The following is a 22,631-nucleotide window of genomic DNA, read 5'->3' as shown; positions in this document are numbered from 1 at the left end:
GGTAACCTAGGAGTTTTGGCGTCAGAAAGGAGTGATACAGCGTTTTATCCAATCGTCGGACTGGCGAAAATCATTAAATGTACCTTTATCCTCAGGCGTGAGCCGCTCGTTTGATAGTTGCCATAAGCGCAGCTCACTCACGATAACTTTGCTTATCGCGACTGCACTAAAGAGGGTGAAAATTATAAAATACGTTAACGCTCGTATGATGATAATTCCTGGCAACGACTTGAACGCGAGCAAGATCATGATAAGGAGTAAAGGCATCATGATCACACCTGTGAGGGAAATCACCCACCAAAAACGCTTGAGTAACGTGAACTTGCGAATAAGTTGTGGTTTCGACATCCCACTTTCGCCTACTGCCTGAGAAAAGGTGAGCTGAGTTGAATTCGCCTTCTTAATACTCTTTCGTAGCTCGTTGGCTCGTTTCACTGTTTGTGTTAGAGAACGAGTTGTCGTTTTACCGAGCGAAGTCATTTCACCTAGTGGAAAGAGAATATTTGCTACGCGATAGCTCGTCCGGGCTATCTTTCTTGCAATGCCTGGACTGTCTTCGGTCTGCTTTACATCATTCATTTCGCAACACCTCCGCTAATTTGCGACATCAAGCTTTCCATCTTAGGCCCGTAGGTTTTGTCTGCCGTGAGGGCGAGCGCCTGGCCTGCAATAATGTTGGATTCTCTTATTTCATTTTTGACGCCAAGCTGTATCCAATTTGAGAGACTTTGGACCCGGATAAGCTCACGCATCAAGTTATCGCCGTCCATTTGCTGAAGGTCTGTCTCATATTCGGTATTAGCGTACCGCCGCCCGACTTCGAATGACTCAAATTCACGGTTGCTCATCTCGCCACTGCTCTGCGCCTCTGCTGAGGCCGTATCGTTGTAATAAGACTTCGCTGACGCGTTTTCTAGGGACTCTGCTAGCGCCTCTTTGGTATCAGAGTTAGGTTTACTGTCAGCAATCATTTCAAGCTGAGGCTGCATGGCTGCGTTTTGAATGGATTTATATTGCGTCATCAAACCTTGATAACGCCAACCTGAGGCGGTTTTGATCTCACCCTTTCCTAATGTGCGACCGACAGAATGCTTTGATGAATTACGTAGATAAGCCATTGCAGCATCTACTTGATCGTCTGTGAAGGTCAGATCGGGAGTTTTACCAACACTTCCCGCACCCTGTAGTACGGACCTCACTTCCGTATCGCCTCCGGGCAAACTTGACGTCGCCTGGCATAACTCAGTACCGCCGTACTGAGCATATTCTTCAGATGTGCAATACTTCGCGTGTATCGCAGCACTGCGATAGTCTTCTTGCGCGGGTAGTACCGGAACGGAAGAAACTGCCGTTTTTATTGCACTATTAGAAATCCCCGAGCCACTGGATAAAGAAGACTGCATCGCCGCCGAGCTACTCCCTACCTGTGAAGCGACACCGGAGGCTGATTCGCTACAGATGCTATCCGGGACAGAAAAGCTTGCTCGCGCTTTCTCAAGCCGGTCTGTTTCTCTCCCGAATGCGTCTGTTTGACGTTGTGCTTGGAAGCCTTCACTCAGTACGGCTGTATTTTTATCGCTGGCCTGTGTGATGGCGCTGCCGATTTCGGTATCGGTTGTGAGAATTTCACCAAGCGTCGCCTCAATCGAGGTTAACGCAGGGACCACTTGACCGGTTATCGGCGCACTTGCAACGACCGTCACTGGATAAGCAAAGGCGTGAGTACTCACGCCCAGCAGGCTTACCGTTAATAGTTTTAATTTCATAGAAAATCCTTAAATCCGGTATCCGCGCTTGTCGATAAGCTCGTCAGCAAGTTGGGCAATTATTCTCGTGCCGTCTCGCTCGCCAGCTCGCTTACGGCGAGTTTCGATAAGCCTATTTGCTGAGCCGCTTGGGAAACTTTCTGCGAGAATATCGCGGGCAGTACGACCGTCTAACTCGCTGTAGAGTTGTTTGCGCAAGGCTGTATCAGAAGGCGTTGAGTTCAATGCCCAAATTTCCTTTGCGCCCATTGTGTTTTTTAGGATCCGAGCAATACGACCTGATTTAGTTCGAAATACTCCGAGGAAGCTTGGGCCGCTTCCATCAGGGGCCGGTCCTCTTGGGATCTGTAAGAACCGGTTTACCGTCACTTCGGGTACGTCGAAATGCTTAGTTAGAATCTGCGCATCTTCGTTACGACAATCCATCAGGTAGAGTGAGTTGGCTGATTTTAAAATGACATCAGGGAAATCGCCCAGGTACTGCGAGCTTAGAACGGTTCGAATACCGAACTTACGCTGCTCACGGTCTTGGGTCTCAAGGGCTTGGAAGATAAAAGGGACGTCTTTTGCATTATGCAGCTCGTCATAAAGCTTGGTTTTAACCTCTTGATCAAGCTGCTCAAGTCTATCTAAGTGCATCGTGTGATACATTTTAGGCACGCTTTTAAGTAGCTCGTCTTGATATTGCGGCAAAATGAAATGTCCGCCGCTGATTTGACCGGCAAAGAGATACATAATCCCCGTTTTTAGCTGACCGGCTTTAGTGGTATCACCCGTAACATTGTTTAAATCGACAGCTATGATGCGGGTCTGCGGGCTGATAACAAACTGCGTGCGTCCAGCAAGCATTTTAAACTCTGATGTGGCAGCACCTAGCCGACGACTTACATACTCGACCAATAAGTCAGAGTTTGACCCATCCCGTGTGACCTTTCCGAACGAGCTGGTAATCTCCTCATCACTTAACGAGTTTTGCATATCGGTGAGTTCTGGCACCGCCATGAACTGCGCAGATTGTGCCGCACTCTCAAAACCGGCGTCAAAGAGCATATCGCGCACGTCGTAGTAAGGGCAGACTTCCCACCAATGCTCGTCGTACTTCTCGAAAAGTCCTGACTGACGTAATGCTTCATCGACTTCAGGCGCTTCACCCGGCGCATAGCAACGCGGCTCTATTTCGGCGTTTCGCTTAAACGCAATCATGACGATTCTTTCAAGTAAAGTGCGAATGTCCCCAGCATTCGGCGGGTTACCGGTCGTCGGGTCGATACACATTGCATACAGCACGCTAACCATCCAAGAACGCTCAGGCTCTAGCGGGTATTTTGCACCGAGCTGAAGATCAAACATGTTCTTACAGTGCGAAGGGTCATTTCGTAAAACGATCCCAATCACCTCATCTTTACGATGCTCTGGTAAGTTGTCACGGATAAGCTGAATCTGCCCCTGTGCGCTATAGCCCTTATCAACTTTTGCAATAAACGGGATATGCGTTTGCGCCGTCGTCACAAGTGAGTTATCTAGCATGTTAAGCATCAACGATTTACCCGATCCCGGCACACCGGCAATGATTTCGGTATGCTTGGTTTGTTGCGATGAGGCTAAAACGACCGGGACCATTTTTCCATCAGGGGTCGGGAATACGACGCTTGCATTATCCGTCCAGGCTGATGCTGGACGCCCTAGCGGCAGCATACTTAGCGCCTCACCCAGCGGCGGATATAAAGCATGTGGGCCGCCGCCAGTTCTGGCGGACACAAGTGTTGATGCCCATGCCTTGAACGGATCGCCGAATACTGTAGTGACTTCACATACGCCCCAACCTTGAAACGCTTTTTGTAAGAGCGTTAGGTTCTGTAGAGCTTCTTCTTTGCTATTACCCCATGTCGATGCACAAATAGTCATGACACAGACTGGCTCAAATGCATCGCGTTTTTGTAGCGCATCAACGGATTCCCAAATAGGGCGCAGGCTTGGAATGAAGGCCGAGAAATCTAAGATGAATTTTTTCCATCCAAGGGCTGCCATACCGCCAGGCATGATGTCAAAACGAATACGATAGGGGACCTCACGAGGAATAAGCGCTTTTAGTCTAGAAAAGTGCATTATCTGCTGCGGTCCTAGTGATACTGATAACGTCGCGTGCCAAACGCCATTGATACAGATGAAATTATCGTCCGTTTTGGCATCACAATTCATTATCTGAAAATTCAACCACGGGGCCATAAATGGCGAAATATCGTTACCTTTTCGTCGTCCACTCGGACGAAGTTTTTCGCCTGGGATAGCCGGGCACCAATTATCAGAAGTGCCGTTGCGGTCAACCTGCTGACGAATATGATTGCCCAGTGAAGGTACATCAATTACGTCCATGAGTAGACCATCACCTGAATCATTAAAAGCATGTTCCACGACGCTTAAGAAGGCGTCATGACGGATTTTCAAGCCTGTTAACTCAGAATATGCGGGGTTTTGTCCGAAGCGGTGCGGCGGGGCTTTTGCAGCAATTTGTGCAATACGCTTATTTTCACTCTTAAGTTCGTGCGCCGACATGCCTACACGTGAAGACCAGCATGTTACGAATGCCCGCTCCCGGCTCACCCACGGCGCTATTTTCTCTATCTTTTCATCGAGCAAATCTTTCATCGCCAGATTAGTGCGATCAATCGAGCTGTAATGATGAGCGAATAGGCGTTCTAATTCTTCTTTGGCCCTATGTGGGTCACTTTCAAACACCATGCTAATTTTATGGCCGGGTGATTTAAAATCTGTCGTTAAAGCCGTCGTAACGCGTTCAATAAATCCATCAAAAGAGAATTTCTTATCTCTATCTGCTGACTCATCCATCTCGCAAAAACTACCCTGCGCTTCGAACGTCGTACAATAATCGCCTTTTTCTGTCACGGCGATGTAAGGTTTTGATAGGTTAGGGCGAAAGCTTTTATCTGTTGGGGTAAGTCTAACAATCGTGCGCAAATCGCAGTAATCCGGTAAATCACTGGATACAACAAAACGGCTAATTGACGAAAGAATATCTTCCGCCTTATCAATAAGCTTGGACATGTTTACTCCTACAAGGCGGGTAAAGTAAGGGTTGCTAGTAACTGTTCTGCCGTAATCCCGGCGGGTAGTAGTAGCGATGAGTCGCTAAAAGCGTCAAGGGACATAACGAGGTGCGTTCCCGCTAACTGTTTGCGTAAAATTAAGCGTTCATCTGGATGCTGGCGCGAAAGCGCTTGGGCGAACTCGACCGGTCTTACACTCTTCCAGTAGTAATCAGTTTCTTTCTTATGACGAAAAAGCCATTTTAAAACCTTACGTCCGGTTTTTTTCTGCCCCCTATTCCCATCTAAACTTGCAATAAGCGCCATTCGTTGAAGGTTAATAACGTCTACAGGGCTTATCCCTGGTAACCAACACAGCACGCCGTAAGCCGCTGAGGGACTGTCCAGATGCAGGCTTAACCAACACAGCGAACACAACGCGTGGGTCGCCGGTCCGGGAACTTGCATGTCTTCTGTTGATAATTTCGGTAATGGTGAGTCGAATTTAAATAACCTTTCTGCGGGCCATTTACACAGGGCGCAGCATGTAGCGTTTGCCGCTATAGGCGTCGGGGGGATGTCTTCACCGCTGACATCAAGCCACGGTAAGGAAAAATGAGACTGTGTCAAAACGTCACTCCAAGGATTAAGGGCTAGGCTTGCACTACTCACTACTGGTTAATGAGCACTGAAAGCCTGAGGACAGCTTGCGCTGCCCTCGGGTTTATTAGCTACCTGAACCAACGGTGACGTTGGTTAAGCCCGCCTGACTTTGTGAGCGACGGATGATTTCAGAAAGGCTTACCAAACAAACTCCAGCGATAAGCGATGCTGCAATTTTTGCCGTACTAATTTGCGGATTATCCTTTTTGTTTTTCATCGCAATCACCGCACCAATGACGAAAATAACTCCAATGAACTCGGCTGCAATGAGCAGATCTTTTTCACCGTCTGACATACCGGTTGCGACTGTATCGAACATTCCAGCAATATCGCTATCTGCATGGGCTAACATAGGGCTAGCTGCTGCGAATGTGACAAGCGCGCCGACGGCTTTCTTTTTAAGGCTCACACGAGTTTCATGAGCTTGTACGCAGGTTTTTAGAAATAGGTTTGAAATAGACATGATTTATCCTTGCTATATTGAATTGAAATACCGCTATGCGGTGAGTATGAAAAGTAAGTTACCGATTAACGGCTTTTAGAACGCCAAACCCAGAGAGTTTTGTAAGGCGTCAAGGAGATAGGGGTTACAAAAAGCGAGAACCCCAAGAATGAAGCGCACGATCCCCGATGAAACATCCTCACTTGCTGATAGCCCAGTGTGTCCATCTTTCATCGAGCGCTTAATACGCATAAGCCCCATTAGAGCGAAGACCATCCCAAGTAAGCGAATGAGCGTTAACATCGCATTAGCAGCTTGTGCACCAACGCCGAATGTCGATTCGGATACGTAGGACACCTCATCGAAACTTGCCCCGGACCAACCAAATTGGCTCGATCCTCGCGAGATAATTTGTTCAATCGCAACAAGCATCCCGCAGATGAGGAGCACACCAATGACTTTTCCGCCGCCACTATGACCTGGTACCTTTTTAGCGAGTGCTGATTCTCTAGATAGGACGCTAATCGCCCCGACTACGCCAAAAAAACTCGCCGCCACAACAACGAAACTGACACCGCTTGAGAAAATCCCACTCGCAAAGGTGACCAGAGCGCTGACTGCATCACCACTCATTTAGCCCCCTTAACGGATAACACCGGCAGTTGTGAAGACTTGACGATTAGGCGCATCGATCTGCGTCACCGTTAAACGTCCAAGAGAATCACCTTCTTTCACTGCCCACGTTTTACCGCTCCAAAGTATCCAAGCCATACCGTTATCTATCGCGCTGACATGCATCGAGGCGGTCGGAGAATGGCGGGCTACCTGACGTGGTGCATAACCATTGACGCGATTAGTCTCAAGCTCTGCGATACGGGAATTTAGTGAGTTAATTTGCTCTTGATACTGTTGTGTCATTTGCTGAGCGCTTACGACTTGCGATGAGAGCGTTTGTACCGTCTGGGATAGTCGCTCAATGGCCTGGCGGTTAGTCTGAGAATACTCTTTGACGCCATTAACCATTTGAGCGACTTCGTTTCGAACCTGGCTATCGTCTACAGTCGGCTGAGACTGAGGTAAGTTTTGATTCGCCTGTGCCGGTGTATCGACTTGGGTATCTTGTAGACCTGCAAGGTCATTAACGTCTGGTGAAGAAGGCTGATTACTTGAAAGTAAGTAGAACGCAAAGATACATAGCACTACCGCTATCCCTGCTAGCCAAACTCCAGTAAGTCCCATGAAGTACTGTTTTTCCGTCATCAGATACTTAATATCTTTTTTAGGCTTATGCTGAGGACTAGGCAGCGTTGGGCCGTCGCTACTTGGCGACTGTTCAAACTCATTCATTTTTGTTTACTCCGAGGGCGTAGTTTGCGAGCTAGGTAACTGACTTTGGATTTGCGCTCGGGTTTGCTCCCGAAGCTGTGCAAGAGTTGGCCTTGGTAGTTGCGATTGGGTCGAACTTGAGGTCGTCGTTGTAGTGCCTGACGAACCGTGTGCCTTAACTTCGTCAGCCGTCGTTACCGAGGACATGAACTGGATATATACCGGCTGTCCTGCATCGATAGTCGCCTGCGTTACGGGAAGTTTAGCCGCATCTTGCTTAAGTACGTCTGCGGCTTGCGCAGCAGTTCCGCCTGCTATGACGCCTGTTACCGCCGTGCTATTAGGCATAGAGGCGTGACTTGTTACTGTTGAATAACCATTCGTCAAAATATCCGTATTCGCATCCTGGTAAAGTTGTCCGGCTTTACCAATACCGCTGGCAATAGCAGGCAGTAAGATCCGCGACCAGTAACGGTGATTGACGTTCGTTGCAACGTTCGCCATAAGTGTTGAATCTTTCAGAGCGTAGGCGTCAACGGTATAGCTTTTGTGATTCCAATACATAGAGGTGAAGTGGATCACGACACCATCACCGGCAAGCTGAGAGCGGTCGGCTTTAAAGCTCGCCCCACGATACGGCCCCGACCAGATAGTCCCTATCACCGGCGTAGAGGAGTTATCCGAATCAACGCCAATCGTTATCGAACCTGGCGCACGCGTGAAAGCCGGTATCAGCTCAATCGCTGGCTGATCTTTACTACTCGTCACGTTATAAGCCGTATTTTGTACGGTAATCGAATCCGCCCAGCCTGAAAAGGCGCTGGTTTTATTTCCGTTAGACCCTTTGCCGTCTTCAGCACCCGGTTCAGTACTGACACCGATAGCCGCAACCTCCTGAAGTTGGCCCGTATCACCGGTTATTTGTCCCATCATTTTTTTAAGTGCTGCTCGCTGCATATCCGTCAATCCATCCCCCTTTTGCTGAGTATTGGTCTGCTGAGTATGCGTTTGCGGTTTGTGTTGAGTAGGTCTTCGGCGATCCGGTGGCGGCGGTGTATTTACGGTTGTTCCTTGTCCGACCGGGATACTTGCAATAAAGCTTTGATTATCTTTTTGCGCTTGTTCAGCTCCTTCATTATTGTATTCAGAGAGCAGATTTCGATAAGCCGGTGTTTCTTGCGCATGGCGATTTGTCGAGTTAGCAACATTACTCACATCGATGCGTGACGGCGTATCTTTTGGGGAATGCAGGTAAGACCATGCGACGTAGGTTCCGCCGCACGCCACGACAACTGCGGCGGCAATAAGCGACATGACAATGCGTTTATCGCGACCGGCGTCTTTTTCTGTAGCCATGTTTTACTCCAGCGTAATGTTTAAGGGGACGGCATGGCCCATCACGGAAAAGGTCGCATAAGGCGTCACCGGCATTTTCCATAAGTGCATCCCATCAGCAGAAGATAGGGTTTGATCGAATTCTTCCATTAAGTCAGCGCGGGAGCGGATATAAAGATCATCGCCCATCTGCCAAACTGTCGTTTCTGGGACACCACCTGAGACTTTAAGACGCTGTGCGCCTTGCGGCGGCGTACCATCTAAAAAGGCTTGTAGCACGTCATCGTAAAGGCCGATTTTCGACTCAGGCTCTGCCATCGGTGCGGCTTGAGGTCCGCGTCTTGGTATACGTAAATCTAAGCGGCTATCTACGGTCCATACGTTCTTACGACTATCTGTATCCCCACTTGAAACGGTCAAAACAATTGGAACTGAAAGTCCCTTGAGATAAACCGTGACGCTACCGGTCGCATAAGCTCGATTAGCCTTAAGCGTAATGATGGGACCGTTAGGAATGCTATAGACCGCAAAATCGTTAGCATTAGCACTCAAAGCCGGTGCAGCTAAGGGCCACGGAGCGCCAGTTGCGTCAGTAAAACTAACGTTAGACGTGTAATTTACTGCGGCACGAACAAGCGGCAGGCTAGAACCTGGTGAAAGGTCTACAGTTTGCGCACTAATACGCGGCACGATTGTTTGAGTCGGTGAACTCATTGCCCGTTTATTTTGCTCGCTTTGGCCTCGAAGCGTTCTAATTTCATCCGGCGATAAGGGCGAGACTTGCTGCTGTGCTGCCTGATAAATCGGTGAGGGCGGCGGCAGAGAGTCACTTGAGCTTGTCGTCGTATCCGGCGGATTAGTGTTCCCCGACTGTGTATTTTGGTTAGCTGCCTGGGCGTTTTGATTAGTAGTACTCGCGTTACTCGCTGAGGTCGGTGCTGAAGGCGGAGTACTTGTTGCCGGAGCTTGGGGAGAAATTCCCCCCATATTCACTGCCGGTTGCCAATTACCTTGAGTCTGCTCGTTATTTGCTGGCGTCGTCGTGTCTGCCGCAAAACTTTGACTACACGCAAGGGCTAGCAGGGATAAGACAAAATATTTTTTCATCGTATTTATCAATTCCCATTCATCATGATCGTTTGACGCGTCTCAAGTCCCAGAGGCTTTTCTCTTGGGTCAGCTTGCTGAATGAGTAGCTCAACAATATATCGCTGTGGCGGCATACTCGTTTGCTGCCCATCAAGTTGCATGGTAACCGGGTATTGGATTTTCCAGAGGTAAACACCGTTTAGTTCGCCCTTACTGTGAACCACGCCTGGTGAGACGGTGACAGATAAGTTCATTCGTTTATCACGCACCATTGCCAGTACGTTTGAACTCGTCAGTGCTTTGTAATACCCGGCATACCCTTCATCGGAGTAACGCGGCATGACACTTGTCATCTGGTTTCTAAAGTGGACGAAGTCCATAGTGAAAGATTGCTGGATAGTGTCAGCGCCAAACTTACTCACATCTTCAACTGACCAAGCGGGACGATTCAACGGGTAGATACGTGTTATACGACCGTCTTGAGTCGAGTAATACTTATTATCTAAATGAAGGCTGTGCCAAAACTGAAAACCGTTTAATACAACAGAGACGGTTAAGCCAGCCCCGAGAATTAAACAAATTGATAGACATTTGCGGGCGAAGTGCGTGCCGAGTGTTTTTTCTTCTTGCAGTCGATGGGCTTCATTAAAAGCCTCGATCTGTTCATCGTCAAAACCCGGCTCTTCAGGGGCAGCCGAAGGCCCGCCCTGTGATAAAGGAGCGTTCATAGGTATGTTCCGTTTAAAGTTGCTGTGTGGCGTGCTAGACAGTTAGTTGGTCAAACTGTCCCAAGGATCGATTGATGAGGGGATATAGCTGTTTACTTCGCTGACGGCTGATGAGCAGATTTCATCGGCATAGCCGTTCAAGATACTCGAAAGACTGGCAAAGCTAGGCATTGTTAGGGATAAAGTACGTATTTTATCCAGACACTGCTGAAGCTTAGACGATGCGCTACTCTCTCTTGTATACCAAGCCTGGGCGGCTTTTTGTGCCGTTGCATAACCCGCTTCGCTACCGGTCTCTGCGGCAGTGCTCGCTCGACAAGCACCAAAGGACGCTACAGGAAAAGAGAAGGCCGCGCATAGAGCGCCTACCATTACTATTTTTTTAAACATGACAATACCTCATGGACGAGTGTTGCTATTTACCCCGGACGTTGGCCTGCCGGTTGAGCTTTGTTTTGAACCTCCGCCCGGGGACCTGCCTTTGGGTCCTCTGTATCCGCTGAATAGCGTTTATCAAAGCCCAGTGACGCATGAACGTTTGTGGGAATATCTTCAGGCTTTACAAGTTTCGCGATCTGCGTATTTTCATCACCTGCAATTTTGAAAAGTAAGGTATCGCGAGGGATACTTTTTCCCTCAACTTGATTGAGTGCTTGAGCATGTCCGACGTAACGTAATCCCTCAGAAGTGAGTGCGTTGATAATTAAGTCAGGGCCAGCTTTATTGTCGGGAAGTGAGGCCAGTACGTTGTAGTACTTCTCTTTAATCATCGCGATGCCTTGTAAAAAAGGACCATCACCTTTAGCTAAATGGAGTTTAAGTCGTCCGTCTTCAGCATAGGAAGTTAAAATGGCTTTCCCCGCATTATCATCATGTTGAGGCCTATTAGCTGTTAGCGCATCGCCTCTATCTATTGTTCCTCTGCCGTCAGGTCGTAACCATAAAAGCTTATCTTCCATACTTGGAATAGGCTGAACAGACTTAACTTTTGCGATTAATTCCGGCGTTAGGATTGCTCTTTGAATCGAGGAAAACTTATTTAAATCGTAGGCCGATAGCTTTTCACCCTCTGCTGGCGCGATCTCCGCTCGAAGATTCGGATGAACCATTGACTTGATTTCCCAGTGGTTGCGGTGCGTATGGCGCTCTTTATATCCCGTAATATGACCCTCATCATTTTTTTGAGGTACTTGAACCGTGACCATTTTCTTGCCTTTATGCTGTAAAGACAGGACTTGTCCTTCACTGACGCCACTTTCTTTTAACGCTGAAGCAAGTTCAGCGCCCCAAACGGTTCTCTCACCTTCTCGCGTTTTAAGCTTAATAAAGTAACTGTTCGAATTATCATTATTAAACTGATAGGGCGCAGGACCGTGCTCTAGAAGCTGGCCGACAAGCGGCTTTTGTGACAACGTTTTATTGTCTTGATCTGCCTTATCCTCATTTGTACGAGCACTGTTTTCTTCAACCGGGATCGTACTATCGCTTTTGAGTGTTTCTGGCTCCCACTGAGAAATAGGTTTCTTACTTTCTGGTGCTTCACCGGCTGTTTGAGTTAAATCAGGCGTCAATGGTGAGGCGTGAACACTGTCTTTTTCGACTTGTTCAGAAAGTCTTAACCTAGCCTCGTCGAGTAAAGCCTGCTGCATAGGATTTTTCATACTCACATTGAGGTTATGTGCTGCGATAAGCTCAATTGCCGTATGTTTAAACTCGTCGCTACCGGTGAGTTCTATTTTTCCGCCGTAGTGACGTGAAGCGGTTAGCAACGCGGCTAAGACATGGTCATGATTTTGACTCGACTCAGGCGACTCCATCGTCATTTTATTGCCATGATCTCGAAAGGCTGGGACATCATCCACTTTGTAGAGCACAGTTTTATTTTGCTCTTCCCAACTTATTCGCTGGAGCAAAGCGTCAGTATCAACGTTGCTTGGTTTATCTTCAGGAGAAAAATTCCCAGCCCCAGGCACATGAGGTCCAAACGCTATCCCATCTTCTAAGGTCTCAGTAGCGTTATCAGCTTGCTTCGGTTCGTTTTGATGCCGTGAGACGAGGTCTGTTTCGCTGAGGGCTTCTAGGTTTTCTACTTGCTCCGTAGCCGGTCGCGGCGATGGCTCAGGCTGAATTGTAGGCTCGCTTTCTTCTGGCTGCTCAGGCGTTAGCGTTTTGGGTGTCTGTGCGTACTCTTGAACTGTCATGACATCCAGTTCAGGTTCTGAGTGTTGTTCAGACTCAGAAAAGTACTGCTCATAACTTGCCGCCTCATTATTCGATAAAGTTTCAGGCGTAGATATTGGCGGTGTTTGCATAGCGTCGTTTTCAGATTTCATCGTCACCTCTTTGGATAAAATTTGATGCTCTGTGAACTGTTCAGCAAGAAGTTTACTTAAGGCTTCGCTGCCTCGGGAAAGGTGTAAATCATTAAAATCAGTGAGACCTTCTTTAATTTCTTCTTGTGTAAAGGGCGGGGTAACGACAACTCCATTGGGCACCAAGGCAGCGGCTGCTTGGGCCATGAGAAGACCTTTATTTACCTCCTTTGCATGATCAACATCCGCCATAAAGACATGAGTCGCCGTTGGGAAGCGCTCACCCAGTATTCCTGCCACGGTGCGCATATTCCCCGCATCGACAGTCATAACAACCGGCAAGCCCGTTGTCTCATGAATGCTTTGAGCAGTTGAATATCCTTCAGCGTATAAGATAGGGACATCTGCGCGAAGCTCTCCGCCGGTTACGAAGAAATTTCCGCTTTTAGGGGCTTCTTTGAAAAGCGCCTTATCACCATCGGGGGTAATGTATTCCAAACTTTTAAAATGACCGTCTGCGTCATGAATAGGGATCACGAGGGAGTTATTATTCGTTAAACGCAGCGCTGGATCGGCACTAATCCCTTTTCGGACTAAGTAGGGATGTTCATTACTTGCCGCTGGCAAGCGATCATAGAGGCCTTGGGCTTTTTTTGTATTCTCGTCGTACATCTTTTCGCGAGCGCGAGCGCTGTCGTCCTGAACTTGTTTGGCGGCAGCTTTTAAATGTAGGCTTGTGAGCGCATCCGTTTTCCCGCCGGTCGCTTTCCAATTTGTCACGCTCTCGGCTTCTGCTCGATGATAATTAATAAACCATCCCGCAGGCCGCCGGTCGTTAAATCCCCGGTATGCGCCGCCTGTTTTGCGCCCTTTTTTATCTTCGACCGTTGCCACGCGATGCACTTTCCCATCCATGATGGGAAGTCCCTCAATGACCAATCCCGCCGCTTGCAGAGCTTGAGAAAATTCTTCGTGAGGATCTTCTGAACCCGTTGCTCGAAGCGATGTATCAGGTAAATAAGGCGCTATTTTTTCAATAGGTGTGTTTGGCTCGGCATACCAAAGTTTTTCTACTTTATCCCAGAGAATCGCTTTACTGCCGTCTTCTTTTAATCCTGCAAAGGAAAGTGCTTCATCTTTATTTTCAGCGGGAATAGCTAACCATACACGCCGGTCGGTAAGCGTATCGTTTTGCATAGAACCTCCTATGATTAGTCATAAAACCGACGAAACCACCAAGGCCGACCTGAGACCTTCTTACCGCGGATATAGTGGAGCAGTCGTTGCATTAATACTGCTAGCGTCCAGCCATAGCGTGAGATAACGGCAAAAAATAAGACCACGCCGGTACAGACGTAAATTGTCATCATTGAGGGCCAGCGACACCAGGACAGATAGATGAGAAAAAGAGGAGCCGGTATACCGTAGACCGAAAGGCGTAAACCTGCGTTACGCCAAGTAGATGTTTTCTGCTTCACGATAAGCCCTCAATGGTACGCAGCTCGCGTAGGGATATAACTGTCAGTAATTCATCTTTATCGATAACACCATCGCGATACAGCGATAGGGCTTTATCTGACATGCGCGATTTGGACTTTTTAATGATCCCATCAATATGATGGCCCCAGTTTGTGTACGGCATTGATGAAAGCTCTTCTCTGACGCACTCATCAATAACGATATATTCACGCACTGACTGACGCTTACCGTCTACCGTTTTTAATAGGCGTTGAACCACAATATAATTGAGTACACCCAGTAGGTCTCTTGCCATTGCCTCACGTATTTCATAAGGAAATTCGGCAAGCATTCGGCTAATACCTTCACCGGGTGAATGGATATGAAGCGTACTCATGCACAAGTGACCTAGCTGGCCTGCTAGGACCGCAGAGCGCATCGTTTCTAAATCTCGCATCTCACCAATACCGATAATCGAGGGCGCTCGTCTTACTGCCGCGCGGATACCGTCGGCATAGTTTTTGACGTTTTTTCCAATCTGTAATTGTGTCGGAGGGAGAATATCGTCTGACTTTGCAAGGATGTACTCAATCGGGTCCTCAATCGTTGTGATCTTCCTGTCCGGGAAATTATCCGCGCAGTATCGGTAAATTGCGGCGAGTAACGTACTCTTACCTGACCCTGTTTCCCCGCCGATGAGGCCTAGTCCTTTATGAGGTAATAAAGCCTCAAAAAGGTCCTGTTCAATCCCCATCGTGGTGAGGTCCGGTATTTGCGTTGGGATCACACGCATGGTGAGCGCTATCGTGCTATCTATCTTACCGGCGGTACACTGCACAAAATTACAGCGAAAGCGTAATCGTTCGCCGCGAGTCAGCCCATAACGATTATTCATGTCGCCATCTATTTGATAAGGCCGGTCCTGAGGCTGACCACTACGCGTTAACGCTCTGACTTCTGGGCTAAAGACAGCGTCAATAAGCCGAGATAACTGATCATCTGCTAATTTTATATTAGAAGCCTTGAGTAACCGCCCGTGGCGACTGACGATAATATAATTCCCGCCCTGTATATGAACGTCACTCACATGCTGCGTAGCGCACCAAGCGAGGAACTCTTTAAAGTCCTCCGCACCTATCTGACCATTGAACGTATACGGCGTAAAATCAGAAATCTTGGTTTGGCTCATGATGCGACTCCGTATTAACGACAGGTTTCCAAGCGCGTTTATTCGGTGTGAAACCCGCGTGCTCACGGATACGACGGACACGATCACCGGTTACCATTTTTTGTCTATCGCCGCTCACTGTTTGCGCCTCATCAGAGATACTAGGGCGAGAGATATAGCCTTGGCGCAGTAGGGTTGAGTAGAGAACCATTCCGCGATAATCACGTGTCAGCCGATTAAAGTTAGCTTCTAACGTATGATCTGCACCGTCGCGCCCTTCCTGCCAGCCTTTCTCTAACGCTTCTTGCCAGATATGCCGCTCATCGCTCGTTTTTGGAAAAATACCTTGCGCTGCATTATCACCATTCGATGCGCCGAGTCCTGCGAGTAACCACGTTCTCCAAGATGGCGGGTTACTGACAAAACGTTCGGGGCTTAGGATTCTATAAACGTGACTTGCCGTGCGTATCTGATCCGAGGTGATATGTGCAACATCCTGAGCTTCATCAATCACCGGCGGGAGCCAGCCGTCGTTACTAATCAACGTTCGAAAATCATAAAGTGCGTTAAGTTGGTTATTACGCGCAATAAGCGAGCGACCTAACTCCCAGGCACGTTGTGCTTTGCCCCCTTGGTAGCCTACCATACGCCCAGCTTGACGCATCATGTCAGCTCTAGCATCGGTAATATCACTTTTTTCGCCGCTACTTGCGTCCATGTAGTGCTGAATATCTGGCGGAGCACTCTGAGCAACCTCAGCGCTCGCTATTGCATGACTCGCATACAAACAGACGAGTAAAGCAAGTGTGCTTTTTTTCATGGTCTCGCTCTCCGATGAGTATCGGGTTTAGGAATAGGCATGAAGTTAAGTTGAAGCTGCCCCGGATTTTGCTCAAGCGTTGCTCGCCATTGTGTCTGTGAAACGACTATGCGTAACAGGTTTTGAAAGGTCATATCCCTGACATGAATATTGAGCGGTAACGGCAAACGCACGCCGGAGTAATTGAAGCTTAAGCCACGTTGCCGAGCGAGTTGCGCCAGTAGCTCGACCGCGTCACCGTCCCAATCTAGCGAGACGCGTGAGGAATTAGCGTAAATCGTATCAGCAGGTAATGGCGAGCGAGTATTAACGACACCCTCATCCCATAAGCTATATTGCTGAGCGCGAACCAGTGCAATACGGTTAGCATTTGCGGTATCAGCCGCGGGATCTACAGGGGCTTGGCTAACATGTGTTTTAACATGTTGCTGACATCCAGACAGGAGTAAGGTAGCCACGACTGTGACTAGGAACGTTTTTTTCATGAAATTTCCTTTTACCGGTCGGCCAGTGTGGTGTTTCTGGCGACTAAGCGGTTATATATGGCATGGATTTGATCCGCGTAAGCTAAACGCCTTTTTTCTTGTAGCGGAGTTTGACTGAAGCCTGCGTTGTACGAGCCAAGGCACGACCACGTATTACCACAATGTCGAAGATGTTTTGCGAGTACCCAAGCGCCTGCTTGTACGCACAGACAAGGGTCATTGAGAAGGTCTTGAGCCGAATTAATTACACCCATTTTTTTCAACGCTTGGACATTGACGCTGTTAATTTGCATCAAGCAATAATCTCTACTCAAGATATTGCCGGTACCGTCCCTGTTCTTCCCTATAGCCTGAGCATTAAGGCTACTTTCCCAGAGCGCGATTGCTTCAACGACGAGCGGGTTTTGATGGTATCGAGCGGCGGCATAATTAAAGCAATAAGCATGAGCTTGGGTAATGCTTAATAGCGTCACAAGAAGCACGATGAAAGGTCTCATATTCCCCTCGATCACAGGTGAGCATAATGGGGACGGTAGGCTGTGATGATGATACTGGATGCCGACCAATCGATCGTTGCATAGAGCGACTTACGAGCCATTAGGCTATCGAGAATACGAGGCCACTGATCATTAAGTGATACCGTGACACGCTGTAATCGCTTGCGTTGTGTTCCACTCGACCAACTGATTTTCCAGCCTGGAGGCGCGATGCGCTGAACAGCTCGATTGACTGTGACACTCCGCAAAGTTGCAGATGTAGTGGGAAAGTTGATAGGACCTGAACGACCGTTAAAGAGTACGTGACCTAATACAGGGGTATCCGCTTTCTCGATTCGGGTAGGTGTTGTAACAGCACTTTCGTGATGCTTTAGAGAGGGTGATTGTGGTCGATTAGGCCACGGCCCCGTTTGGTTAAGATCAGATTGAGTATGGCTTATGGTCTCGGCACTTTTAGCTATTAACCCATCGACATACACTCCCGCCGGTTGGTCTGTAGTATTTAAATGTGAGACGCATCCGCTCAACGTTGTTAATGATAACAACGTAAGAATACGTAATTTCATGTGAACTCCAAATTGAATACCGAATTAGTACTTTGAATTTTCTTTAAGAGGAACGTATGCCGAAACTTCTTACTTAAGTAATTTAAAATTTTATTGCGGGAGGGTAATAACAGGAATAAATACAGGTGGTTAATTATTAAATATATATTTACTTAGCAGGCTATCTTTTATTCTTAGATTTTAAATCTGGTCTCGCATCAACATATTCGTTATCTGCGACCTCTAACGCCTTTTCTGTTAATAAGTCTTTAGGAATAGTCCCATCTTCATACAAATCTATTAATGCGTGGATAAAATGTCTTCTTTTCAGTGGAACATCAGGACGGTTCTCTAATCCTGCCGAATAAACTAAAACATCTATGGTTTGTATTCTTTCAGATCGTACAGTGATCGTCTGTGATTTTTTTTTAGTCATAAATACACGCTTGTAATAGCCCCTTATGGGGCATAATGAGATAAAGATTAATTAGTATTACAGAAATAAAGCCCCGGTGAAGGCAAGAAACATTGCTGTTCGTTCGTGAGGGTCTTCGCTACCCATGATATTTTTGATACGGATTTTTTGGCGTCGAGTAAGTCGCACCTTAGTGCTCAAGTCCCGCTCCCAGTGGGTTTCACGGTGGCCTATCGGATAGCTCATCAGCTCATCAAGTACAGAGAAAGGTACCGGACTAAACTCTCCACATGAGCGAACGAATTCCCCCATTCCAGGAAGCTCGATTAGTTTAGAAGGGTGGTGTTTATTAATATCGAATTCGATAAATATATAACCTGGAAAAAGAGGCTCTAATACCTTTTTTTCTGTGTTATCGGTTCCAGAGATTTTTGTAGTAAATACCTGTGGCGTCCAAGACAGTATATTCCTATTTTTAAGCATATATTGAAGCTTTTCTAGATTCGCCTTCCCGGGCTTATATTGGGCTAGATACCATTGCTCCATGATATAGAGTCCTCATGTACGTGGGATAATATTATTGGAAAGTGATGGGTACGCTCCGCCAACGTAAAATCTGCTGATTCTACCAATTCGCTCCGGCGCGAACTTATAACTCTCTCCCTATTATATGAGAGCGAATCAGATCATATAATTTGACAGTTTGAGAAATCATAAGCCTATTTTGAATGTTGGAAATACCCCGTATCTATTAGGAATATTCCTAGGTATATCTTGCTACTTTGTGCTGCGGAAAGGAATATATAACGTTGGATATATCAAGTAAACCCCAGATATGCAGCGTCTTAGATGGGTTTTGGCTTCTCAGCTAGCACATATAACTAAAAATAGACATTGATATCTATTCAATATTCTTTTTTTAAATCTGTCCGCAGCCCGAACAATTACTGAGGGCCTTTTTTACAGTTCATTGTTCTAATTTACAAAAATATATATTAGCTTTTAACAGAATTTTTATAACTTACTGATATAGGGTCAAAACAGCTTAAATATCCTTCACACATGCCTTCACACACCTTGAACAACCTTGTTTACTGATATGTCACGATTGTTGAGGCAAGCACAGCCGTAATTCTCTTCGGTGTATGATGTAACTATCTTCATAACATAAAAAAATTGCTTATAGGACATATACGTCCTATAATGCCATATAGGACATATAGGTCCTGTATTGGTGACTAATCATGAAAATAGACGTCAAATTAGTAGAAGGTTTTGATAAGACATATCTGCCACTTACTTTCAGGGCTTTCTGGAATGAGGACGGTCAGTGCTATTTACGTACACGAGTTTATGAAGGAAAAATCATATTCTTCTGTGCTCAGCTAATGAACTATTACAGTACTTCGATAACGAACGGACTTGAGAGCGTTAGGCACAGTGCATTTAGTTACTTAGTCAAGGATCGTGGAGCGATATTCACTCGACAAAAAGGTTTCTTTGATAAGTTCAGGTCAGCAAACCGCATCGATAAAGCTTTTGAAAACGAGGTAATTAGCTATATCGAGCAAAACTCCGTTTGGATTGAGTATTACCCTCCTGAATTTGCCTCATGGCTACCATGTAATTACTCGTTAGTTTCCTTTGATACTGACGGCACGCCTCATTGGCAACATCGACCGTTAGCGTTACTGCAACAAGACTACCCAGGATTAGATTTCACTATAGACATCGAAAAACTAACCTCCTGGGATAGGCCGCTTTCCATAAGTGAAATTAAGGAGTTAATAAAGGCAAAGAATTGGACGATGGGAAATATAGCTAAACGTTGGGGGATAACGCCGCGTCATATAAGCAGGGTTTTCAATGATATATCTCGCGAGAAACACTGGGATGATGCTGTTAGAGGGCTTCCAGCTTACAACGGTGATGAAGACAAATAGTAACTAACGCGAACGTTAAGAGTTCCAGCTCATAACGCCCGCTAACCACAATCAAAGTAGGAGTTTGATCATGGCTATGCAAGATAGTAGCAAAGAATATGGGGATCTGTTTAGAGGTCTAGCGCTTAATATCTCATTTAACCTTATGCAGAAGGCGTTATGTGATTTCACCCAAGCAGAGGTCTTAGGCTTGAAACCTGAAAATTTAGAGGCTATATCCAAGCTTAGCCCCTTGGAAGTATCGCAGATTGTACGTGAGATAAGCCTTGATCTTGTTGACTTAACAGTTAATACCCAAAGTGTTCAGTCTGTACTAGAGTCATTTTTCAAAAACAAGCGCCAACAAGAATTAATTAGTGACCTACTTAAGAACGGCGCATCAAATAATCAAATTAAGCAATGGTTTAGTCTGTCATATCGCCAGCTTAGGGAGCTACGCAAGGATTTAGGATACTCACTAGAAGCGGGTAAGAATAAAAACTTATCTGAGGAAGAGATAAACCAATTCTCAGCAGAGTGGCTGTCACAATTCACATTGAATAGTGGTATAGATAATAAAGATGCTCTTTCATGCCTCGTTGTATCTAAAAATAATGGCATACCTATTTCATACTTAGACCAACTCCCTATCAGAAAGTAATAAAAAAGCCGGTTAACACCGGCTTTTTTTAATAAGAAAACTTTATCTCTTCGTTGTCGAAAAAATCATATTCAGTATCCAGAGCTTCATTTATATATTGATCGATGTTTTTGAAAGAATCAAAATCATCCATATATCCACGATTCTTTAGATATTCAATATATTTCTCTACTTTTATTTTATTATCTATTCTTTTAGGCCAATGACTTGGCAAATGCGCCGGTGTTTTTGATTCGTCTTCTAGATATAAAACAATATCATCTATATTTAGGCCGTTAAATTTATTCTTTTCCCCAATATCTAGTACAGCCTCAAAAAAATAATATGGGTCGGCATCATATGTTAACTCTTTAATTTCAGATTCATCATAATACATTTCCCAACTATTAAAAAATTCATCCGTAAGTTTTTCAGCCTTCATTTCTATGGCTTCGTTTCTTAGCTCACTCATGTCTTTACGATCATCAAATTTAATAAATTCCTTTAGACGTAAAGTCTTTTTGATGACTGGCTGGATAACGACTGAAGTCTTCTTTACGCCTAAATTTTTACGTGGATCACCTGACTTTTTCTTACTTTTCGTAGACATATATCCTCTCAACTACCTCTAAACCCTGCTGGAACGTCCTGATCAGGTGTCGATACTCTGGTAGGATCTAATTTATTGTTAGGAGCAATCCTTTCTGCTCTTTTTTTAGCTTCTAATAAAATATTAGGCCTAGGCTTAAATGTTACATTTTCTCTAACCGGATCATATTCAATAAAGTAGTCTGGTAAATCATTATCCTTCGCCAGTTTTATTACGTTATTTCTTAATACTTTGAGAGCAGAAGACGCACCAGTCTTAATGTATAACTTGTCTAGAGTTATTATAAATGACTTCTGACTCCCACAGTGTTTTCTCGCTATTTCATAGATACGTCTATCAATAGCTTTTCTTATTCTAAAATAATCATTACTAATTTTTAAAACCTTTTGGGTTTTAATCGCCTCCAGAATCCAAGAAGGTAGTATTATTTCTATGTAGGTAACATCCATACTATTACCTTTAATACCTTCTTTTATTTTATAACTTTCTATCAAACCAAAATTATGTGATTCAATACTATCATCGTGGCTTATATTCGTCGTTATCCTTGTTGACGCAAGCCTTTCTAAACATTTCTCTAGATCTGTGTAACTCTTACCGCCCTTAGATTTATTAGTACAGGTAAAATAATCGTAAGCGGTAAAGCTTACTTTATTCGGCAAGACAAACTTATTGACGTCGTCTGAGTGTTCATCTAAGGCTCGTTGCAACTTTGAAACGGCATAAATCCAAATATCTTTATCGAAAACCGTTGCTATCCCTACTGAGGCAATAGATTTAATTTTAATGGTTTTATTACCATTTTCGTAATGACGCTCTTTAGCATCGCCGGACTTAAGCACAAAAAATGGATGTTCCATTGAGCGAATATCGTCTTTGAAGGAAACGATTTCATACTCATCTGCAATGAAGAACTGTTCATTATCAGGCTCTTTTGGTCTTAAGGTTTTTAATTTAGCTCTTCTCGTTTTTGTAGTATCGTTCACAACAGCCTACTCCTGCTCGTTCAGGTTTCAGGTCAGCCCCTATTTTGTACAGCCATACATTATAGGGGCGCTAATTGTTTCTCATGAGGCAGATTAAAATATCGTACTTCATGTCCTATTTAGGGCCATTATGTACCACACAGATTTCGAAAACAACAAAAAATATCGTACTTCATGTCCCAAAAAGCTCATATACCGAGCAAATGTACAAAAAAACACCTCACTCGTACTTTATGTCCCGTCCCATGAGATAAACTACTTATCTAGTTGATTAATATGGATTATATTTACTTATCCACAGGGACTCGTACTTCATGTCCCATCACTCGTACTTCATGTCCCATCACTCGTACTTCATGTCCCATCACTCGTACTTCATG

General features: G+C 45.7%; 25 protein-coding genes. 3 read left to right on the top strand and 22 right to left on the bottom strand.

The genetic code is table 11. From position 1 onward, the window contains the following. Nucleotides 1–21: 21 nt before the first annotated feature. The 4 genes from traX to MKR94_RS14615 are packed head-to-tail and all read right to left on the bottom strand — an operon-like array spanning nt 22 to nt 5,278. Entirely contained in the window at nt 22–579 is a 558-nt protein-coding gene (traX, locus tag MKR94_RS14630; protein WP_241647609.1) for a conjugal transfer protein TraX, read from the bottom strand. Next, nucleotides 576–1,766 (bottom strand): conjugal transfer protein TraW, encoded by a 1,191-nt coding sequence (traW, locus tag MKR94_RS14625; protein ID WP_241647608.1) that lies wholly within the window; start codon nt 1,764–1,766, stop codon nt 576–578. Before traW ends, traX begins: the two co-directional genes overlap by 4 nt. A gap of 9 nt (nt 1,767–1,775) precedes the next feature. Then, nucleotides 1,776–4,829, bottom strand: coding sequence for an ATP-binding protein (locus MKR94_RS14620; RefSeq protein WP_241647607.1), 3,054 nt, complete (start codon nt 4,827–4,829; stop codon nt 1,776–1,778). An 8-nt stretch (nt 4,830–4,837) separates the two neighbouring features. Continuing rightward, a complete protein-coding gene (locus MKR94_RS14615; RefSeq protein ID WP_241647606.1) occupies nt 4,838–5,278 on the bottom strand; it encodes a hypothetical protein in 441 nt (146 codons plus the stop codon). Here MKR94_RS14615 and MKR94_RS14610 point away from each other — a divergent pair. Then, entirely contained in the window at nt 5,277–5,429 is a 153-nt protein-coding gene (locus tag MKR94_RS14610) for a hypothetical protein (RefSeq protein WP_241647605.1), read from the top strand. The two genes, MKR94_RS14615 and MKR94_RS14610, sit on opposite strands and share 2 nt — an antisense overlap. A 108-nt stretch (nt 5,430–5,537) precedes the next feature. Here the strand turns inward: MKR94_RS14610 and MKR94_RS14605 are convergent, their stop codons facing one another. From MKR94_RS14605 to MKR94_RS14530, 16 genes are all read right to left on the bottom strand, one after another. Then, nucleotides 5,538–5,936 (bottom strand): DUF6750 family protein, encoded by a 399-nt coding sequence (locus MKR94_RS14605; protein WP_241647604.1) that lies wholly within the window; start codon nt 5,934–5,936, stop codon nt 5,538–5,540. 75 nt (nt 5,937–6,011) lie between these two features. Then, a complete protein-coding gene (traQ, locus tag MKR94_RS14600; RefSeq protein ID WP_241647603.1) occupies nt 6,012–6,548 on the bottom strand; it encodes a conjugal transfer protein TraQ in 537 nt (178 codons plus the stop codon). Nucleotides 6,549–6,557: 9 nt separating this feature from the next. Next, nucleotides 6,558–7,262 carry a conjugal transfer protein TraP gene (gene traP, locus MKR94_RS14595; protein WP_241647602.1) on the bottom strand — a complete coding sequence of 235 codons (705 nt, stop codon included), beginning with the start codon at nt 7,260–7,262 and terminating at the stop codon, nt 6,558–6,560. A 6-nt stretch (nt 7,263–7,268) separates the two neighbouring features. Next, on the bottom strand, nt 7,269–8,597 hold the full coding sequence (gene traO, locus MKR94_RS14590) for a conjugal transfer protein TraO (RefSeq protein ID WP_241647601.1): 1,329 nt from the start codon (nt 8,595–8,597) through the stop codon (nt 7,269–7,271). A gap of 3 nt (nt 8,598–8,600) precedes the next feature. Continuing rightward, nucleotides 8,601–9,683: a DotH/IcmK family type IV secretion protein gene (locus tag MKR94_RS14585; RefSeq protein ID WP_241647600.1), complete on the bottom strand. Its 1,083-nt coding sequence runs from the start codon at nt 9,681–9,683 to the stop codon at nt 8,601–8,603. 8 nt (nt 9,684–9,691) lie between these two features. Then, nucleotides 9,692–10,393, bottom strand: a complete 702-nt coding sequence (locus MKR94_RS14580; protein WP_241647599.1) for a DotI/IcmL/TraM family protein — start codon at nt 10,391–10,393, stop codon at nt 9,692–9,694. Between the two features lie 42 nt (nt 10,394–10,435). Continuing rightward, the gene (locus tag MKR94_RS14575) at nt 10,436–10,783 is read right to left on the bottom strand and encodes a conjugal transfer protein (RefSeq protein ID WP_241647598.1); all 348 of its coding nucleotides are present in this window, start codon (nt 10,781–10,783) and stop codon (nt 10,436–10,438) included. A gap of 29 nt (nt 10,784–10,812) precedes the next feature. Continuing rightward, the gene (locus MKR94_RS14570) at nt 10,813–13,902 is read right to left on the bottom strand and encodes an LPD7 domain-containing protein (RefSeq protein WP_241647597.1); all 3,090 of its coding nucleotides are present in this window, start codon (nt 13,900–13,902) and stop codon (nt 10,813–10,815) included. Between the two features lie 14 nt (nt 13,903–13,916). Then, complete coding sequence (gene icmT / locus MKR94_RS14565) at nt 13,917–14,183, bottom strand: IcmT/TraK family protein (protein WP_241647596.1); 267 nt, start codon at nt 14,181–14,183, stop codon at nt 13,917–13,919. Continuing rightward, nucleotides 14,180–15,352, bottom strand: coding sequence for a plasmid transfer ATPase TraJ (traJ, locus tag MKR94_RS14560; RefSeq protein WP_241647595.1), 1,173 nt, complete (start codon nt 15,350–15,352; stop codon nt 14,180–14,182). Before traJ ends, icmT begins: the two co-directional genes overlap by 4 nt. After that, nucleotides 15,330–16,151, bottom strand: coding sequence for a type IV secretory system conjugative DNA transfer family protein (locus MKR94_RS14555; RefSeq protein ID WP_241647594.1), 822 nt, complete (start codon nt 16,149–16,151; stop codon nt 15,330–15,332). Before MKR94_RS14555 ends, traJ begins: the two co-directional genes overlap by 23 nt. Continuing rightward, nucleotides 16,148–16,636, bottom strand: a complete 489-nt coding sequence (locus MKR94_RS14550; protein ID WP_241647593.1) for a DotD/TraH family lipoprotein — start codon at nt 16,634–16,636, stop codon at nt 16,148–16,150. The genes MKR94_RS14555 and MKR94_RS14550 overlap by 4 nt, the downstream gene beginning before the upstream one ends. A gap of 11 nt (nt 16,637–16,647) precedes the next feature. Further along, complete coding sequence (locus MKR94_RS14545; RefSeq protein WP_241647592.1) at nt 16,648–17,133, bottom strand: lytic transglycosylase domain-containing protein; 486 nt, start codon at nt 17,131–17,133, stop codon at nt 16,648–16,650. A gap of 11 nt (nt 17,134–17,144) precedes the next feature. Next, nucleotides 17,145–17,699: a hypothetical protein gene (locus tag MKR94_RS14540; protein WP_241647591.1), complete on the bottom strand. Its 555-nt coding sequence runs from the start codon at nt 17,697–17,699 to the stop codon at nt 17,145–17,147. Nucleotides 17,700–17,859: 160 nt separating this feature from the next. After that, nucleotides 17,860–18,114: a hypothetical protein gene (locus tag MKR94_RS14535; RefSeq protein WP_241647590.1), complete on the bottom strand. Its 255-nt coding sequence runs from the start codon at nt 18,112–18,114 to the stop codon at nt 17,860–17,862. Between the two features lie 57 nt (nt 18,115–18,171). After that, entirely contained in the window at nt 18,172–18,639 is a 468-nt protein-coding gene (locus MKR94_RS14530; RefSeq protein WP_241647589.1) for a transcription termination/antitermination NusG family protein, read from the bottom strand. 698 nt (nt 18,640–19,337) lie between these two features. Between MKR94_RS14530 and MKR94_RS14525 the strand changes: the two genes are divergently transcribed. Further along, complete coding sequence (locus MKR94_RS14525; protein ID WP_241647588.1) at nt 19,338–20,036, top strand: helix-turn-helix domain-containing protein; 699 nt, start codon at nt 19,338–19,340, stop codon at nt 20,034–20,036. Between the two features lie 70 nt (nt 20,037–20,106). Continuing rightward, nucleotides 20,107–20,676 (top strand): STY4526/YPO1902 family pathogenicity island replication protein, encoded by a 570-nt coding sequence (locus MKR94_RS14520; RefSeq protein ID WP_241647587.1) that lies wholly within the window; start codon nt 20,107–20,109, stop codon nt 20,674–20,676. A 28-nt stretch (nt 20,677–20,704) separates the two neighbouring features. On the opposite strand, the gene MKR94_RS14515 is transcribed toward MKR94_RS14520, so the two are convergent. Next, on the bottom strand, nt 20,705–21,265 hold the full coding sequence (locus MKR94_RS14515; RefSeq protein ID WP_241647586.1) for a hypothetical protein: 561 nt from the start codon (nt 21,263–21,265) through the stop codon (nt 20,705–20,707). Between the two features lie 8 nt (nt 21,266–21,273). Next, on the bottom strand, nt 21,274–22,251 hold the full coding sequence (locus MKR94_RS14510; protein ID WP_241647585.1) for a replication initiator protein A: 978 nt from the start codon (nt 22,249–22,251) through the stop codon (nt 21,274–21,276). Between the last annotated feature and the right edge of the window lie 380 nt (nt 22,252–22,631).

Source organism: Rosenbergiella metrosideri (genome assembly GCF_022602565.1).
Lineage (GTDB): Bacteria > Pseudomonadota > Gammaproteobacteria > Enterobacterales > Enterobacteriaceae > Rosenbergiella > Rosenbergiella metrosideri.
This window is presented reverse-complemented; position numbering and strand designations above follow the sequence as displayed.

Bases quoted from the DNA above. Each gene is read 5' to 3' on its own strand.
- MKR94_RS14530 (WP_241647589.1), bottom strand. From the start codon at position 18,639: ATGGAGCAATGGTATCTAGCCCAATATAAGCCCGGGAAGGCGAATCTA.
- traP (WP_241647602.1), bottom strand. From the start codon at position 7,262: ATGAATGAGTTTGAACAGTCGCCAAGTAGCGACGGCCCAACGCTGCCT.
- MKR94_RS14570 (WP_241647597.1), bottom strand. From the start codon at position 13,902: ATGCAAAACGATACGCTTACCGACCGGCGTGTATGGTTAGCTATTCCC.
- MKR94_RS14585 (WP_241647600.1), bottom strand. From the start codon at position 9,683: ATGAAAAAATATTTTGTCTTATCCCTGCTAGCCCTTGCGTGTAGTCAA.
- traX (WP_241647609.1), bottom strand. From the start codon at position 579: ATGAATGATGTAAAGCAGACCGAAGACAGTCCAGGCATTGCAAGAAAG.
- MKR94_RS14580 (WP_241647599.1), bottom strand. From the start codon at position 10,393: ATGAACGCTCCTTTATCACAGGGCGGGCCTTCGGCTGCCCCTGAAGAG.
- MKR94_RS14610 (WP_241647605.1), top strand. From the start codon at position 5,277: ATGTCTTCTGTTGATAATTTCGGTAATGGTGAGTCGAATTTAAATAAC.
- traQ (WP_241647603.1), bottom strand. From the start codon at position 6,548: ATGAGTGGTGATGCAGTCAGCGCTCTGGTCACCTTTGCGAGTGGGATT.
- MKR94_RS14545 (WP_241647592.1), bottom strand. From the start codon at position 17,133: ATGAGACCTTTCATCGTGCTTCTTGTGACGCTATTAAGCATTACCCAA.
- traW (WP_241647608.1), bottom strand. From the start codon at position 1,766: ATGAAATTAAAACTATTAACGGTAAGCCTGCTGGGCGTGAGTACTCAC.
- MKR94_RS14515 (WP_241647586.1), bottom strand. From the start codon at position 21,265: ATGTCTACGAAAAGTAAGAAAAAGTCAGGTGATCCACGTAAAAATTTA.
- MKR94_RS14605 (WP_241647604.1), bottom strand. From the start codon at position 5,936: ATGTCTATTTCAAACCTATTTCTAAAAACCTGCGTACAAGCTCATGAA.
- traJ (WP_241647595.1), bottom strand. From the start codon at position 15,352: ATGAGCCAAACCAAGATTTCTGATTTTACGCCGTATACGTTCAATGGT.
- MKR94_RS14535 (WP_241647590.1), bottom strand. From the start codon at position 18,114: ATGACTAAAAAAAAATCACAGACGATCACTGTACGATCTGAAAGAATA.
- MKR94_RS14520 (WP_241647587.1), top strand. From the start codon at position 20,107: ATGGCTATGCAAGATAGTAGCAAAGAATATGGGGATCTGTTTAGAGGT.
- MKR94_RS14615 (WP_241647606.1), bottom strand. From the start codon at position 5,278: ATGCAAGTTCCCGGACCGGCGACCCACGCGTTGTGTTCGCTGTGTTGG.
- MKR94_RS14525 (WP_241647588.1), top strand. From the start codon at position 19,338: ATGAAAATAGACGTCAAATTAGTAGAAGGTTTTGATAAGACATATCTG.
- MKR94_RS14620 (WP_241647607.1), bottom strand. From the start codon at position 4,829: ATGTCCAAGCTTATTGATAAGGCGGAAGATATTCTTTCGTCAATTAGC.
- traO (WP_241647601.1), bottom strand. From the start codon at position 8,597: ATGGCTACAGAAAAAGACGCCGGTCGCGATAAACGCATTGTCATGTCG.
- MKR94_RS14555 (WP_241647594.1), bottom strand. From the start codon at position 16,151: ATGAAAAAAAGCACACTTGCTTTACTCGTCTGTTTGTATGCGAGTCAT.
- MKR94_RS14540 (WP_241647591.1), bottom strand. From the start codon at position 17,699: ATGAAATTACGTATTCTTACGTTGTTATCATTAACAACGTTGAGCGGA.
- MKR94_RS14575 (WP_241647598.1), bottom strand. From the start codon at position 10,783: ATGTTTAAAAAAATAGTAATGGTAGGCGCTCTATGCGCGGCCTTCTCT.
- MKR94_RS14550 (WP_241647593.1), bottom strand. From the start codon at position 16,636: ATGAAAAAAACGTTCCTAGTCACAGTCGTGGCTACCTTACTCCTGTCT.